The organism is Pseudoalteromonas sp. P1-11 (assembly GCF_001399995.1).
Lineage (GTDB): Bacteria > Pseudomonadota > Gammaproteobacteria > Enterobacterales > Alteromonadaceae > Pseudoalteromonas > Pseudoalteromonas atlantica.
This window is the reverse complement of the sequence record NZ_LJSP01000005.1, coordinates 51,982-66,892: the sequence shown is the minus strand read 5'-3', so window position 1 is coordinate 66,892 and position 14,911 is coordinate 51,982. Positions and strand designations below refer to the sequence as shown.

At 37.0% G+C, this 14,911-nt stretch carries 13 protein-coding genes; all 13 read left to right on the top strand.

What is annotated here, in order from left to right; genetic code table 11:
- Positions 1-176: 176 nt before the first annotated feature.
- The 13 genes from AN390_RS10805 (at position 177) to AN390_RS10745 (ending at position 14,856) form a co-directional block, all read left to right on the top strand.
- Positions 177-1,292 carry a polysaccharide export protein gene (locus tag AN390_RS10805; RefSeq protein WP_055254487.1) on the top strand — a complete coding sequence of 372 codons (1,116 nt, stop codon included), beginning with the start codon at positions 177-179 and terminating at the stop codon, positions 1,290-1,292.
- Positions 1,293-1,302: 10 nt separating this feature from the next.
- Positions 1,303-1,737: a low molecular weight protein-tyrosine-phosphatase gene (locus AN390_RS10800; RefSeq protein WP_055254485.1), complete on the top strand. Its 435-nt coding sequence runs from the start codon at positions 1,303-1,305 to the stop codon at positions 1,735-1,737.
- 15 nt (positions 1,738-1,752) lie between these two features.
- The gene (locus AN390_RS10795) at positions 1,753-3,984 is read left to right on the top strand and encodes a polysaccharide biosynthesis tyrosine autokinase (protein ID WP_055254483.1); all 2,232 of its coding nucleotides are present in this window, start codon (positions 1,753-1,755) and stop codon (positions 3,982-3,984) included.
- 112 nt (positions 3,985-4,096) lie between these two features.
- Positions 4,097-5,023: a sulfate adenylyltransferase subunit CysD gene (gene cysD / locus AN390_RS10790; RefSeq protein WP_268796016.1), complete on the top strand. Its 927-nt coding sequence runs from the start codon at positions 4,097-4,099 to the stop codon at positions 5,021-5,023.
- Between the two features lie 97 nt (positions 5,024-5,120).
- Positions 5,121-5,468: a four helix bundle protein gene (locus AN390_RS10785; protein WP_055254481.1), complete on the top strand. Its 348-nt coding sequence runs from the start codon at positions 5,121-5,123 to the stop codon at positions 5,466-5,468.
- Positions 5,469-5,555: 87 nt separating this feature from the next.
- On the top strand, positions 5,556-6,989 hold the full coding sequence (gene cysN, locus AN390_RS10780; RefSeq protein WP_055254479.1) for a sulfate adenylyltransferase subunit CysN: 1,434 nt from the start codon (positions 5,556-5,558) through the stop codon (positions 6,987-6,989).
- Positions 6,979-7,893, top strand: coding sequence for a sulfotransferase domain-containing protein (locus AN390_RS10775; RefSeq protein WP_055254477.1), 915 nt, complete (start codon positions 6,979-6,981; stop codon positions 7,891-7,893). The genes cysN and AN390_RS10775 overlap by 11 nt, the downstream gene beginning before the upstream one ends.
- An 8-nt stretch (positions 7,894-7,901) precedes the next feature.
- A complete protein-coding gene (locus tag AN390_RS10770) occupies positions 7,902-8,786 on the top strand; it encodes a sulfotransferase domain-containing protein (protein ID WP_157686043.1) in 885 nt (294 codons plus the stop codon).
- A complete protein-coding gene (locus AN390_RS10765; RefSeq protein ID WP_157686042.1) occupies positions 8,779-10,062 on the top strand; it encodes an O-antigen polymerase in 1,284 nt (427 codons plus the stop codon). The genes AN390_RS10770 and AN390_RS10765 overlap by 8 nt, the downstream gene beginning before the upstream one ends.
- On the top strand, positions 10,052-11,095 hold the full coding sequence (locus AN390_RS10760; protein ID WP_055254470.1) for a glycosyltransferase: 1,044 nt from the start codon (positions 10,052-10,054) through the stop codon (positions 11,093-11,095). Before AN390_RS10765 ends, AN390_RS10760 begins: the two co-directional genes overlap by 11 nt.
- Entirely contained in the window at positions 11,088-12,164 is a 1,077-nt protein-coding gene (locus AN390_RS10755; protein ID WP_055254468.1) for a glycosyltransferase, read from the top strand. The genes AN390_RS10760 and AN390_RS10755 overlap by 8 nt, the downstream gene beginning before the upstream one ends.
- Positions 12,157-13,416 (top strand): glycosyltransferase, encoded by a 1,260-nt coding sequence (locus AN390_RS10750; protein WP_055254466.1) that lies wholly within the window; start codon positions 12,157-12,159, stop codon positions 13,414-13,416. Before AN390_RS10755 ends, AN390_RS10750 begins: the two co-directional genes overlap by 8 nt.
- Positions 13,417-13,449: 33 nt before the next feature.
- Positions 13,450-14,856, top strand: a complete 1,407-nt coding sequence (locus tag AN390_RS10745) for a mannose-1-phosphate guanylyltransferase/mannose-6-phosphate isomerase (RefSeq protein WP_055254464.1) — start codon at positions 13,450-13,452, stop codon at positions 14,854-14,856.
- Positions 14,857-14,911 lie beyond the last annotated feature (55 nt).

Here is a 14,911-nt window from a genome sequence, read left to right as displayed (position 1 = left end):
TTTTGCACTTTTACCAACGCGTTGGCTTTTTAATTTGGCCTTTAAATTAATAAGCATAAAATGATTCGCGCTTGCGCGTTATCACCCCTCATGCTTTAATTACACCGCTAAAAAAATAAGTACTCACCAAGGTTGGTGAGCAAGTGCAATATTTAAAATAATTTTGGGATTCTACAATGGCGTCAAGCTGTAAATCACTCGTAACTTCTCTCGTAATGCTAGCAGCAACAGGCTGTACAATAGTTCCAGGTAGTCACTTTAAGGGGATCTCGCCAGGTGAGGAAACTCAAAATCTTGAGCAAGATCTCGAAAAAGTAAATATTCAAATTATTGATTCCTCTTTAGTCCAACAGCAAAAGCAATCTCGCAGTGCGGCTAAACCAATATCAAGTTATGCTGGTGTTGATACTAGTAATTACCAATACAAACTAGGTGTAGGTGATGTATTAACAATTGGCGTGTGGGATCATCCTGAGCTTACAATCCCAGCAGCAGTTCAACGAACTGCTGAGTTTGACGGTTTTAGAGTACAAGAAGATGGCACTATAACTTATGCCTATGCACCAAATATACCAGCAGCGGGCAGAACAGTTAGTGAAGTACGAGACGATTTAGTAAGCCGCTTAAGCCGAGTAATAGAAGACCCTCAAGTAGATATAAAAATAGTCGGCTTTAGAAGCCAAAAAGCCTATGTAACAGGAGAGGTCAAACAGCCGGGCGTGTACCCAGTAACAGAGGTGCCGCTTACGCTTATTGATGCTCTTAACCAAGCCGGCGGCTTAACAAGTGCAGCCGACTGGCGCAGTGTCACTTTTACTCGTGGCGATAAAACAGAAGTCATTGAGCTTGATGACTTTTATGCGCATGGAGATATATCACAAAACCGTTTATTACAACACGGCGACATAGTGCATGTGAATCGCAATGATGCACAAAAGGTCTACGTTTTAGGTGATGTAAAGCGCGCAGGCTCAGTCACACTAAATCGCTATGGTTTAAACTTAGCACAAGCATTAAGTGACACAGGCGGTTTAAACGAAAATACAGCTGATGCAAATGGTGTATTTGTACTGCGTAAAAGTGACATAGAAAAAACAGGTGTAATAGCAAACGTATACCAACTACATGCAAAAAATATAGCTGCAATGGTTTTAGCCGAGCAATTTGAGCTGCAACCTCACGACATTGTTTACGTAACCTCCGCACCACTGGCTCGTTGGAATCGTGTTATAAGCTTATTGCTACCATCGGTATCATCTATCGATAGTATAGACGACATTTCGTCAAACTAAAGGTGAAGTAATGTTTGATTCAGTTTTAGTTGTTTGCGCGGGTAACATATGCCGCAGTCCAACCGGTGAATACGTTTTAAAGCATAAGCTTGAAGGGAAAAATATTAACGTATCATCTGCTGGTTTAACCGCATTAGAGGGCAAGCCAGCCGACCCCCTAGCAAAACAAATAGCGTTAGCAAATGGTATAAATATGGATGCCCATCAAGGGCGTCAATTAACGTCGGCTTTAGTTGCGCAAAATAGCGTTATTTTAGTAATGGAAGAGCGCCACTTAAAAGATTTACACGCTCGTTACCCCGAAGCACGTGGTAAAACTTTTTTATTAGGAAAATGGATTAATAACACCGAAATCCCAGATCCCTATCGTCAAAGTGCTGAAGCATTTGAGCATGTATACGCATTAATTGAGAGCGCATGTAGCGCTTGGCAAAAGTATTTATAAGGATTGGCACAGTAAATGACCCCTAAGACTACAGCACCAACCAATAACCAAAATAAATCTACCGAACAAGAAATAGATCTTCTTGCCCTATTTGGCACGCTACTCGACCGTAAATACTTTATAATTTTATTTACCGCAGTGTTTGCAATTATTGGTGTTGCAGTGGCTATATTAAGCACACCAATATATAAAGCAACAGCGTTAATTCAAGTAGAAGAAAGCAGCCCCTCAGTACCGGGTCTAGACGACATGGCCGGAATGTTTGAAAGCTCAAGCGAAGCCGTAACCGAAATAGAGCTACTTAAATCGCGCAGCGTAATTGGTGAAGCGGTAGATACACTAAAGCTAAATATAATTGCAGAGCCTAAATTATTTCCTGTTATTGGCGGTAAAATTTACCGTGGTTTTGTAGCAGAGCAACCTAACGAGTTAGCTAACCCGTTATTAGGGGCTAGTAGCTATGCATGGGGCGGCGAAAGCATAAATGTATTTAGATTCGATGTGCCAAAAGCGCTTGAAGGCGAAGAGTTTGAACTAGTTACTGAAAAAAATAACCACTATAAGCTTGTTAACCCCGACGGTGAAACAGTGCTAACCGGCACTGTTGGACAAGATGAGCAAAGTGGCTTTTATAATTTAACAATACGCAGTTTAAATGCTCGCCCAGGCACTACCTTTACACTTGTAAAAAATAACCGTTACCGCACCGTAGTTGAGCTTCAGCAGGAAATATCGGCAAGCGAAAAAGGCAAAGACTCAGGTATAATTACCCTAGCGTACGAGCACAAAAATTCAACTCATGCAGAAAAAGTGCTTAACAAAGTATCGCAAATTTATGTTCGCCGTAATGTAGAGCGCAACAGCGCAGAAGCTAAAAAGTCGCTCGATTTTTTAGAGGTGCAATTGCCTGAGGTTAAAAAACAGCTAGAGCAATCAGAGCAGCGCTTTAATGACTACCAAAAACAACGTAAATCTATAAACATAACCCTTGAAACCCAAGGCGTTTTAGAGCAAATAGTAGAGCTTGATACCACCTTACAAGAGCTAGAACTAAAACGTTTAGAATTAAGCCGTAAATTTAAACGCGAACATCCTGCATACCAAGGTATTGTTAAACAAATACAAGCAGTACAAGAAGAAAAACAGCAGCTCACATCAAAAGTAAGCAACCTACCAGAAACCCAGCAAGAGTTGCTACGCTTAACCCGCGACGTAGAGGTAGGCAACGAAATTTACATGCTATTGCTTGGTAAAACGCAAGAGCTAGATATAGTTCGTGCGGGTACAGTAGGTAATGTACGCGTGGTAGATGTAGCAGCGGTAGACACCACCGAACCAGTTAAACCTAAAAAAGCTCTAATAGCTGTAGTTGCAACATTATTAGGCGGGTTTTTAGCAGTCGCCATTGTGTTAATACAAAAAGCCATGCACCGTGGAGTAGAAGACCCAAATGAAATTGAAGCGCTAGGCCTACCTGTTTATGCTAGTGTGCCTTATTCAGACTATCAAAATAAATTAAGTGGTTTTGCTGAGCGTGCCCGTAAAAACAAAGTGAACAAACCTAAGAGTATATTGGCGTTAGATAACCCCGCCGATTTATCTATAGAGGCGCTACGCAGCTTACGTACCAGCTTGCATTTTGCGATGATGGAAGCCAAAAACAACATTATTGCTATATCGGGCCCAAGCCCAAGTGTGGGTAAATCGTTTATATCGGTAAACTTGGCTACTGTACTTGCACAAAGTGGTAAAAAAGTACTTATAGTTGATGCCGACATGCGCAAAGGGTATTTGCAAACACAGTTTGGTCTTAAGTGGGATAATGGCTTAAGTGATTACCTATCGGGCCGCTTAAACTTAGCGCAAGTAACTAAACCAACAAAGGTTGAGGGGTTAAATGTAATTACCCGCGGGCAAATACCACCAAACCCATCAGAGCTGTTAATGCACAGTAACTTTAGCCAGTTTATAGAAGAAGTAAGCGCCGAATACGACCTAATAATTATAGATACACCACCTATATTAGCGGTAACCGACCCCGCAATAGTAAGTGCGCACAGTGGCACTACATTATTGGTTACACGCTTTGGGCAAAACCACCTTCGTGAAATAGAGCTAACACGTAACCGATTTGAGCAAAACGGAATAGACGTAAAAGGCGTTGTATTTAACGGTGTAGTAAAAAAAGCCAGTAATGCCTACGGCTATTATGGCTACTACAACTACGAATACAAATCAGATAAATAGATAATTATTGGCTACGGGCTACGAGCTACGGGCTACGAGGCTAGCAGCCCGAGGCCTGCACCTCGATGCGTGTGTACCGTAGCTCACAACTTACAGCTTAAAACTTAATACCCTGGAGAAAAAAATGGAAATCTCACAAGCTAGGATGACCCATCTTAAGCAATTAGAGGCGGAGTCTATTCACATAATTCGTGAAGTAGCAGCTGAGTTCGACAACCCAGTCATGCTTTACTCAGTAGGTAAAGATTCAGCGGTAATGTTGCACTTAACAATGAAGGCGTTTTTTCCGGCAAAACCTCCATTTCCTTTAATGCATGTAGATACCACATGGAAGTTTAAAGAAATGATTGAGTTTAGAGACCAAATGGCTAAAAAGCTGGGTTTTGACTTAATTGTACATAAAAACCAAGAAGGGATTGACGCAGGCGTAGGGCCATTTACCCATGGTAGTGCAAAGCACACCGATATAATGAAAACCCAAGGCCTAAAGCAAGCGCTTAACAAATACAAGTTTGACGCAGCCTTTGGCGGCGCGCGTCGCGATGAAGAAAAATCACGCGCAAAAGAGCGTGTTTATTCATTCCGCGATAAAAACCACCGCTGGGACCCAAAAAACCAGCGCCCAGAGCTGTGGAACACATTTAACGGCAAAGTAGAAAAAGGCGAAAGCATTCGTGTATTCCCGTTAAGTAACTGGACCGAACTTGATATTTGGCAGTACATTTATCTAGAAAATATCGACATTGTACCATTATACCTAGCAGCAGAACGCCCAGTAGTAGAGCGCGACGGCACATTAATAATGGTTGATGACGAGCGTATGCCACTAGCCGATGGCGAAGTACCGATGCAAAAAATGGTACGTTTTAGAACCTTAGGCTGTTACCCATTAACCGGTGCGGTTGAATCAACGGCCACAACACTACCCGAAATTATTCAAGAAATGCTGCTAACCAAAACCTCTGAGCGCCAAGGCCGTGTAATTGATCACGATTCATCTGGCTCAATGGAGAAAAAGAAAATGGAAGGGTACTTCTAAGCGCCCAGCGCTTCGAGCCTCTAGCTAAGTGCTGCGAGCTTAAATATTCAACTATTAGCTCTCAGTAAGTAGCCAAAAGTAATAAACAAGGATGCTTATGAGATACGAAAATTTAGAGGTTTGGCAGCGCAGTTTTCGCCTAAGTATAAAAATTTATAAAACATTTGAGCAGCTAAAAGACTTTGGCCTAAAAGATCAGATGTGTAGAGCCAGCGTTTCTGTTCCTAGTAATATAGCAGAAGGCTTTGAAAGGGAGTCTGATAAAGAAAAGGCTCGTTTTTTAATTATAGCAAAGGGCTCTTTAGGCGAATTAAAAACACAGTTAATGATTGCAACTGAAATAGCTTATATTTCAAAAGAAGATAGCTTATCAATTATTAATGAATGTGAATTAATTGGAAAAATGCTAGGTAGTCTAATTAGAACAATTAAAAGTTGCTCGTAGCTCTTAGCTCGCAACATAAATAAATTTAAGCACGTAGCTCGTAGCCAGTAGCTCGTCGCTTACAGCTTAAAGCTAAATAGGATTATCATGACCGAACAAACACAAACTAACCTTCTTGAAACCGATATTGAAGGTTACTTAAAACAGCACGAAAATAAAGACTTACTGCGTTTTTTAACCTGCGGTAACGTAGATGATGGTAAGTCAACACTGATTGGGCGCTTATTGCACGACTCAAAATTAATTTTTGAAGATCACATGGCGGCTATAAAAAGCGACTCTAAAAAGTTTAATACTACCGATGAAGAGTTCGACTTAGCACTATTAGTTGATGGCCTTCAATCAGAGCGTGAACAGGGTATTACCATTGATGTAGCGTACCGCTACTTTGCAACCGAAAAACGCAAATTTATAATAGCTGACTGCCCAGGGCACGAGCAATACACGCGCAACATGGCAACCGGTGCATCTAACTGCGACCTAGCCATTGTAATGATTGATGCACGTAAAGGCGTACAAACACAAACTAAACGCCACAGCTATATTGCATCACTACTATGCCTTAAGCATGTAATTGTAGCCATTAATAAAATGGACTTAGTTGATTACAGCCAAGATGTTTATCGCCAAATTAAAGCGGATTACAAAGCCTTTGCTGAGCAATTAGATATTCCTGATGTGCGTTTTGTGCCAATTTCAGCGCTTAAAGGCGATAACGTAGTTGATAAAGGCGAAAACCTAGACTGGTACCCAGGTGCCACATTAATGCAGTTGCTTGATACGGTAACCATTAGTGATGATAAAAACTTAGATACTTTCCGCTTACCGGTACAGTATGTTAATCGCCCTAATTTAGATTTCCGTGGTTTTTGCGGCACCATTGCCAGCGGCATTATTAACGTTGGCGACCAAATTACAGCATTCCCATCGGGTAAAACATCATCGGTAGAGCGCATTGTAACTGCTGATGGTGATTTACAAAGTGCCTTTGCAGGGCAAGCAATTACACTTACTTTAAAAGACGAAATTGACATTTCGCGTGGCGATGTCATTGTAAGATCAACTACTGATCAAAAACAGCTGCCAACAACAAGCACAAACTTTGCAGCAACAATTGTGTGGATGGCCGATGCTGCAATGCAGCCAGGTAAAGAGTACGAGCTAAAAATTGGTACTAAAAACACCTTCGGTAAAATTAGCAATATTAACCACCGTATTGATGTAAATACCCTAGAGCAAATTGATGCCAGCGAATTACAATTAAACGAAATTGCAAATTGTACTATCGAAACATCAGCACCAGTGGTAATTGATCAATATAAACAGGTGGTTGGTACGGGCTCATTTATCATCATTGACCGATTAACCAATGTGACGGTTGGTGCGGGTATGATTACAAATACAACCGTGAAATCACGAACCTCAACACTCGAAACTCGTATTTATACAGAAGCTGAAATTGCTTTGAATAAATATATACGTGAACACTTTCCTGAGTGGGAAGCAAAAAGTGCTAAATAAAAAAGAATTAGTTTTATTAACAGGAGTACCTAGGGCAGGAACATCTGTTGTGGGGGATGTCCTAGCTAAGCATTCTAGTATTGACTCCGTTTTTGAGCCATTTAATTTTCATCTTGGCTGGAAATCAGTTGAAAATTATTTTCCAATATCTGATCTAGATTTTACAAATGAATTTTGTAAAAAGTTTCTTGATAATGAAATTAAGTTTAAGTCAGGTATTTTGCCTGAAGATGGCTTTTTTAAAAAATTAAGGAAGAGACTTGGTTTTTCAGGTACGAAATTATCTTATAATCGAGCAATTAATTCGAAGACCGTTGAGACTATAATTATAAAAGATCCAACGGCTTGTTTTTTATCACCAGATTTTATTAGTAAAGACTATAAAGTAATCTATTTATATCGTAATCCATTCTCTGTAGCTGCCTCTTTCAAAAGAATGAAATGGGGATTTGATATGGAAGATATTATAAAAAGAATGAAATGCTCGGCGTTAGAAAATATAGTTGATGATGTGTCAACAGAAATAGAGCTCTTAAAAGATGAAAGTTTATATCTAAAATCTGCATTATTACTCTGGTTGTTATCTTATTCACTTGCGTACTCCAAGAAAAATGAAGTTCTTATAGTTGATCATGGAGATATTCTTAGAGATCCAATCAGTACATATCAAAAAATGTTAAATTATATGGGTTATGATTTGACTAATGATCATTTAAACATAATTAAAGAGTTTAAATCAGCAAAAAATAGTGGACCACCAAAGGAAGGTGTTGCACATCAATGGAACAGAAGTATGGATACAATAAATGAGTATTGGAAAGAGATTCTTAGTGAAAAGGAAATTAAGGTTGTTGAATCAATTTGCAATCCACTAATCAGCAAATTGGAGGGTTTAAAGTGCTAATAAATGGTATGAATTTACCAGACGTATTTTTAATAGGCGCTCAAAAAGCTGCAACAAGCTCTCTTGCTTTTTATTTAGAGTCAACAGCGGAATTGAGAATAAGTAACATTAAAGAGCCTAATTTTTTTGTTAGTGGAGCTTTACCTTATATCGATGGTAGTTTCAGAGGGTATTGTAAAATAAATTTACTAGAGGAATACGAGGAATTATACAAAAACTTCCAGCTGACAGATAAAATATGTGATGCATCCACTGATTACTTATATAAGTATAAAGAGTTTTATGACTCGGTTTTTTCTTTATATCAAGAAAATATAAAGAATATTAAGATTTTTTGTGTTGTACGATGCCCTGCGGAGCGAGCTTTCTCTTCTTGGAAGATGTTTCGAAGAGATGGAAAAGAGCCTTTGAATTTTAAAGAGGCTGTTATGGAAAGTTCATCAAGAATAAAAAAATATAATTACAATTATGATTATGTTGGGTATGGGCAATATTATGATGCGATTAAATATCTAAAAGAAAAAGGTTTAAATGTCTATGTTATAAACATGGATAATCTTATAAATGACAAAGATAATACATTAACTAGAGTGTCGAATTTTTTAGGGTTAGAATATGTAAATATTCAAAGTGTAACGGAAACGCAAGTTAATAAGTCAGGTAATATTAAGTACCCAAGAATAAGAAATATATTAACTTCAGATACTGTTTTAAAGAAATTGTTTAAAGCTATTGTAAAAAAAGAACATAGAATGATTATCAAAAATAAATTGTTAAATGCAACAATATCAAGTCAAGATATCACTGAAGAGGATAAATCTTGGTATTATAACTTTGTAAAAGGTTCGGAATTTGAAGTTGAAAAAACAATTAAGCTGAATGAATATGAGTAACTTATTAAGGCTTCCTATTTATAGCTGTCTTATAATATGCTTTGTGGCTTTTTTATCAATTATAACACCTGAAGAAACATATGAAATGAGTCTCGGTGAGCCTAGCTTTATTAGTTATAACTTTCTATTTCTTTTACTAGTATTGACATCTACGTTTTTCTTTGTTGTATCTTATACTTTATCATTACGAATAAAGTGGTTTTACGATATAAAAGCTATTAAAGATATAGATGAAGCCTCTGGATCTTCAGGGGCTGTTGCTTTTTCACTTTTATTAGCAATCGCACTTTCATTAGTAAGTATATTTTCTGTAACTCAACTGATTTCATTGCCTAAAATTTTCGCGATCCTTGCTGGGGGTGATGAAGTTGTTATGTTGAGAAAGGAAATAGCCGAACAAATATCTATGAGTAGCGTGGGATGGGTTTTACCATTTGTATTAGGAATAATTACTTTATCGCTATGTACAATACTGACAACAAATTCAACGAAAAATATAAAGTATTTACTTTTAATTTCGATAGTTTTTTTTATTCTTGCATCCTTTATAACCTTAACCAGGGCTTCTATATTTAAACTTTTTTTACTGATAATTATAGTTTTTTTAATTACGGGAAGGTTAAGTCTTAAGAGTGTTTTTTCGCTAAAAAGTACAGCTATAATAATTTCCCTGTTTTTGTTCTTTGTTTTCATCCAAGCGGCTAGGCAAAGTGAATATGTTGATAGTTACGGTTATGTTAGTTTAGTTTATAAAACTTTCTTTGGCTATTTTGGAGCTTCTTTTAATAGAGCTGGAGCTATACTTTATGAAGATTATTACCTTCCAGGGAGCGGTTTTTTTTATTATAGCTTGAATTTTTTATGGAATTACCCCTTAATCCCGGACCTGCTAGGGATCAAAGATATTGCTTTATATTTTGACGAAAGCTTTCCTGTTAATAGTTTAGAGGCAGTGAAAACTAATTTTTATTACCTATCTAGTTCTTCACTTTCTTTGACTTATAACTGGCCCAGTATATATGGTGTTGCAATCTCGGAGTTTGGCTATCTTTTCCCAATTTATTTCTTGATTTTAGGAGCTGTTTACGGGCTCGTTTTCAGGGCATGCTGTATTTTTAGAACTCCATTCTATTTTGCGCTTTGCGCGTATTTAATTAATTCTGTTTTATGGTGGTTTGCAGGTATTAATTCATACGACCGCTATTTCGGAATCTTTTTTACAGCAATATTTATTTTCTCGTTTATTCAAAGGGTTAAGTTAAAAAGTGTCAAGTAAAATTCTTTATTTCAATTACTCGCATCTTTACCCAGTTACAGGGGTAGGAAAAGTTGTTGCTGGTTTTAAATCAGAGTCAGATTATGAGTCTATTAATCCCTTTCAAATTAAAAGTAAGAGTAAGTTTTTAAATTATGTGAATAGAATAATTTTTCATTTTTACTATAGCATTCTGTTGCCTATTTTCTTCTACCTTGGTAGATATGAACGTTATATCGAATTCAATATGGTTAAACCTCTTTTTATACCAACAAGTAAAGTAGTTTACTTTGTCCATGATCTCGCCTTTTTGAAAAACCCAGAGCATTTAACAGGCAGAAGTCTTTCGGTTAGGAAGGAATTTATTGAGGCGCTGAAATATAATAATTCTTGCCTCTGCAATTCTGAAAATACAAAAAATGACATAGTCAAACTGCTGAAGTTGGAATCTAAAAATATTTATGTATGTCTATTAGGTTTTGAAACTAAATTAAAATTGAATAAATCTGAGCTCTCTAGATTCAAATCACGCGATAAGAGATCTTACCTATATGTTGGAACAATCGAACCAAGAAAAAAACTCTACGAGATGCTTCGAGCATTTAAAAAATCTAGTGCAAAAGATGCTGAATTGATTTTAGCAGGTAGTTATGGATGGAAAAATGAATCGACTATTAACCTAGCAAAAGAAATAAACAATGAACTTGGTTATGAAGCTGTAAAGTTTACAGGTTATATATCTAATGACGAACTTTCCAAGCTATATTCGTGTTGTCAATATTTTGTATACCCTTGTGATGAAGAGGGCTTTGGTATTCCTTTGTTAGAGGCATTATATTTTCGCATTCCCGCATTTGTTAAGTATTCAGATGTGTCACAGGAAGTTCTTGGAGATAATGCTATGTACCTAAATGAGTTTGATGATTTTATTAAAGTTTTTCAAGGGAAGTTTGATTTGCAGATTGATGACGACAAAGCTATTGAGCATTTAAAAGCTTTTACCTGGGATAATTTCAATAAGAGTCTAAAAGATGGAGTAAAAAAAATTGGCTAGTAAAAGTAAAATATTATGGGTCAATGCTCCATTGTTTAATAAAAATCAAGGAGTTTTTAAGTATAGTGAGGTTATCATTAATTTGATAAACAGCAGACTTGACGGCAATGTTCAGGAACTTTTTTGGACTGGTAAAAAAGGAGTTTATCGTCATTTATGGGAGTTTTTAATTCTACCTTTTATTGTTTTATTAAAATCATTTTCTTTTAACAAAATTGTATTGTACCAAGAATCAATTATATACCTTCTTCTGTTCTCTATTTTTTTTAAAGACAGAGTTGTTGTTATTCATCACTTTCCAGATATGAAGACTACCGGAACTTTAGTTAGTCGTATAAAGGTTATGTATCTAAAATTTAACTTTATGCTTTTAAAGCTGCCATTGAATTACAAGGTTCTGGTTCCGACAATATCGACTAAAAATGACTTACTCAATAATTCCACTGTGCATGAAAGAGACGTTTTTGTTATCCCGAATCTTTTTGATTTTTCAATAACCCCTGTTGAGCGAAGTGGTAGGGTAGATGATGAACATGCCTTTGTTAAAATATTAAATGTTGGCTCAGATGAACCAAGAAAATCCCTCAAAACAATCGTTAAAGCATTGTCTGAACTAAATAATCAGTGTGATAAAAACTTCATTTTTGTACGAGCAGGGAAGATTGTAGACAAGAAGAGCCATGAGTCTACATTGCAGTTAGCAAGGGAGAAAAATGTGAAGTTGAAGTACTTTGATGAGCCAAGTGACTCTGAGTTGAAAAAGTTATATTTAGATTGTGATATTTATGTGTCAGCTTCTGAGCATGAGGGGTTTGGAAGGACGGTAATTGAAGCGCAGTTAGCTAGTTTACCTGTTGTGGCTACTGCCATACCTGCGCATGAAGAAGTGCTTCAAGGATCCGCATCTTTGTTTAGTGTCGGTAACCATAAGCAACTTACGCAATGTGTTTTAAAAATACTTGACACTGGTTTTAAACGGAATCTAATTAAGAAGGGGAAAGTTAATTCATCTAGATACCTGCCAATTAATAGTGAAAATGTTATTAAAAAGGTTTTTTTTGATGGGTAGTAAAATTTTATTATTATTAACTCGCTCTCCACTCCCTGCTTCTGGAGGGAGAGAGATGATGTTAATGCAAGCCATACATATGATTTCTGAAATGGGAGCTAAAATTGATATAGCTTTCTTCACTAAAGATGGCTCTGTTTCTTCTCAGAAATTAAAGTTGGAATTGGAGGAAGGTGGAATCTTTGTTGATAAAATTGTTCCTTTGTCTTATGCCGGGATGTTTACTGCAGCTTTGCGCGGAGTGGTTTCAAACAAACCAATGCAAAATGCACTTTTTTACACTAAAAGTAATATAAATATACTGACCCAGCTAGAGCTAGAGAATAACTATGACGTTGTCTATTTTGATATGTTAAGGACAGCGCAATATGCGAGTTTATTTCCTCACTCAAGAACTGCACTCGATTTAGATGATTTGTTATCAGTGAGGTATCGCAGAGTTTTGAACCAAGGTATTAAAGAGTTTAATGCGTTAGGTACATTTTCTAGATTTTTTGAGTCAACATTCACAAAGAAATTACTTAATTTTACAATTAATATTGCTTTGAGTATTGAGGCAAAGAGACTTCATAAAGCTGAGAGGTTAGCATTAGAAAAGTTTAATGCTGTTGGGCTGGTCTCACCATTAGAGGCCAAGGAACTTTCTTATGATACAAAGAAAGAGGTTATACCTTTACCTCCGATTCTTGAGATCAAGAATGTAACCTCAAATAGTGTCAAAAATGATATTGTGTTTGCTTTTGTTGGTAATTTAGCTACTAATCAGAATTACCAATCGTTGATGGTAATAATTAATGACTATTTACCAGTTTTATTTTCTGAATATCCTACATCTACTTTTATTGTTATTGGAAATACTCGAGGTGTTGATTTAAATATAGTTCCTAAGGAGTATTGCGAGCGAGTCACCTTCAAAGGTTTTGTTGATAATTTGCAAAGTGAATATGAAACGATTGATTTTGCTTTGTGTCCAATAAAGTTTGGAACAGGAATTAAATTGAAAATAATTGAAGCAATTGCTAACAATACTCCAGTCTTGACAAATGACATTGGGGCTGAAGGTATTGGTATTGAAAATTTCACAATGGGTTCTATTTCTAACTTAGTAAGTGGGCATCTCAGTTTTATCGATAAATGTATTGAAGATGATAATTTTTACGATGAAGTAAAGGTTACTTCAAAAAATTATTTAAAATCTTCCTTTAGTTCTGAAGTCGTTAAATATAACTTCAGAAGATTTTTACTTGGTTAGTTAGTTTTATTTTTAAACTATTAAGAGGGAAAAATGATTTTACCAGTAATCATGGCGGGTGGCTCAGGCACACGCTTATGGCCGCTATCACGTGGCAACTATCCAAAACAATTTTTAAAATTAAATGGCGAGCATACCATGCTTCAAGATACGCTAACTCGCTTAACGGGTTTAGCGCACTCACCAGCCATGTTAATTTGTAATGAAGAGCATCGTTTTATTGCTGCAGAGCAAGTGCGCCAATTAGGTGCAGAGCATGGCGGTATTTTTTTAGAGCCAGTAGGGCGTAATACCGCACCGGCTATTGCTTTGGCTGCTTTTAAAGCCATTGAAAATGAGCAAGACCCGTTATTATTAGTACTTGCAGCAGACCATGTAATTGAAGACTCAGCTGCTTTTCAGGCTAGTGTAAATAAAGCTGCAGAGTTAGCAAACCAAGGTAAACTAGTTACATTTGGCATTGTAGGTAACAGCCCTGAAACAGGTTATGGCTATATTAAACGTGGTGACGCTGTAGAGCATGGCTATGTTGTTAACAGTTTTGTTGAAAAGCCGAACTTAGATACAGCCAAGCAGTATATTGAAAGCGGTGATTATTACTGGAATAGCGGTATGTTTTTGTTTAAAGCAAGCCGCTATTTAGAAGAATTAAAAGCATTTCGCCCAGACATCTACAAAGCTTGCGAAAAAGCTATTGCAGTACAAAACAGTGATATGGACTTTATTCGTGTTGATAAAGCGGCTTTTGAGGCCTGCCCTGATGAGTCGATTGACTATGCAGTAATGGAACACACAAAAGATGCCGTTGTTGTACCAATGGATGCTGGTTGGAGCGATGTGGGTGGCTTTGCTGCTCTTTGGGAAGTGTCGTCACAAGATGAGAATGGTAATGCCTTTAAAGGTGATGTAAAAGCGGTAGATACAAAAAATACACTTATATTTGGTGAAGATAAACTCGTTGCAACAGTCGGTGTTGAAGACTTAGTAATTGTAAATACGAAAGATGCGGTGCTTGTTGCGCATAAAGATAAATCACAAGAAGTTAAAGCGATTGTAAACCAGTTAAAAGCAGAAGAACGTCCTGAAGTTACTTTTCATCGAGAGGTGTATCGCCCGTGGGGTAAATATGACTCAGTTGATAATGGTGAGCGCTTTCAAGTCAAGCGTATTACTGTAAAACCAGGAGCTAAATTGTCGGTACAAATGCACCATCACCGCGCAGAGCATTGGATTGTGGTATCAGGCACAGCAAAAGTACAAATTGATGATAAAGAGCAATATGTAACAGAAAATGAGTCAGTTTATATTCCCATCACCGCGGTTCATGCTTTAGAAAACCCAGGTAAAGTTGACTTAGAGTTAATCGAAGTACAATCGGGTTCGTACTTAGGCGAAGATGATATCGTGCGTTTTGAAGACCGTTATGGTCGAGTGAAATAAGCGAGAGATAGGTCTTAGAAGTTAGATAACAGTAGTTAAATAAAATACAAAAGAC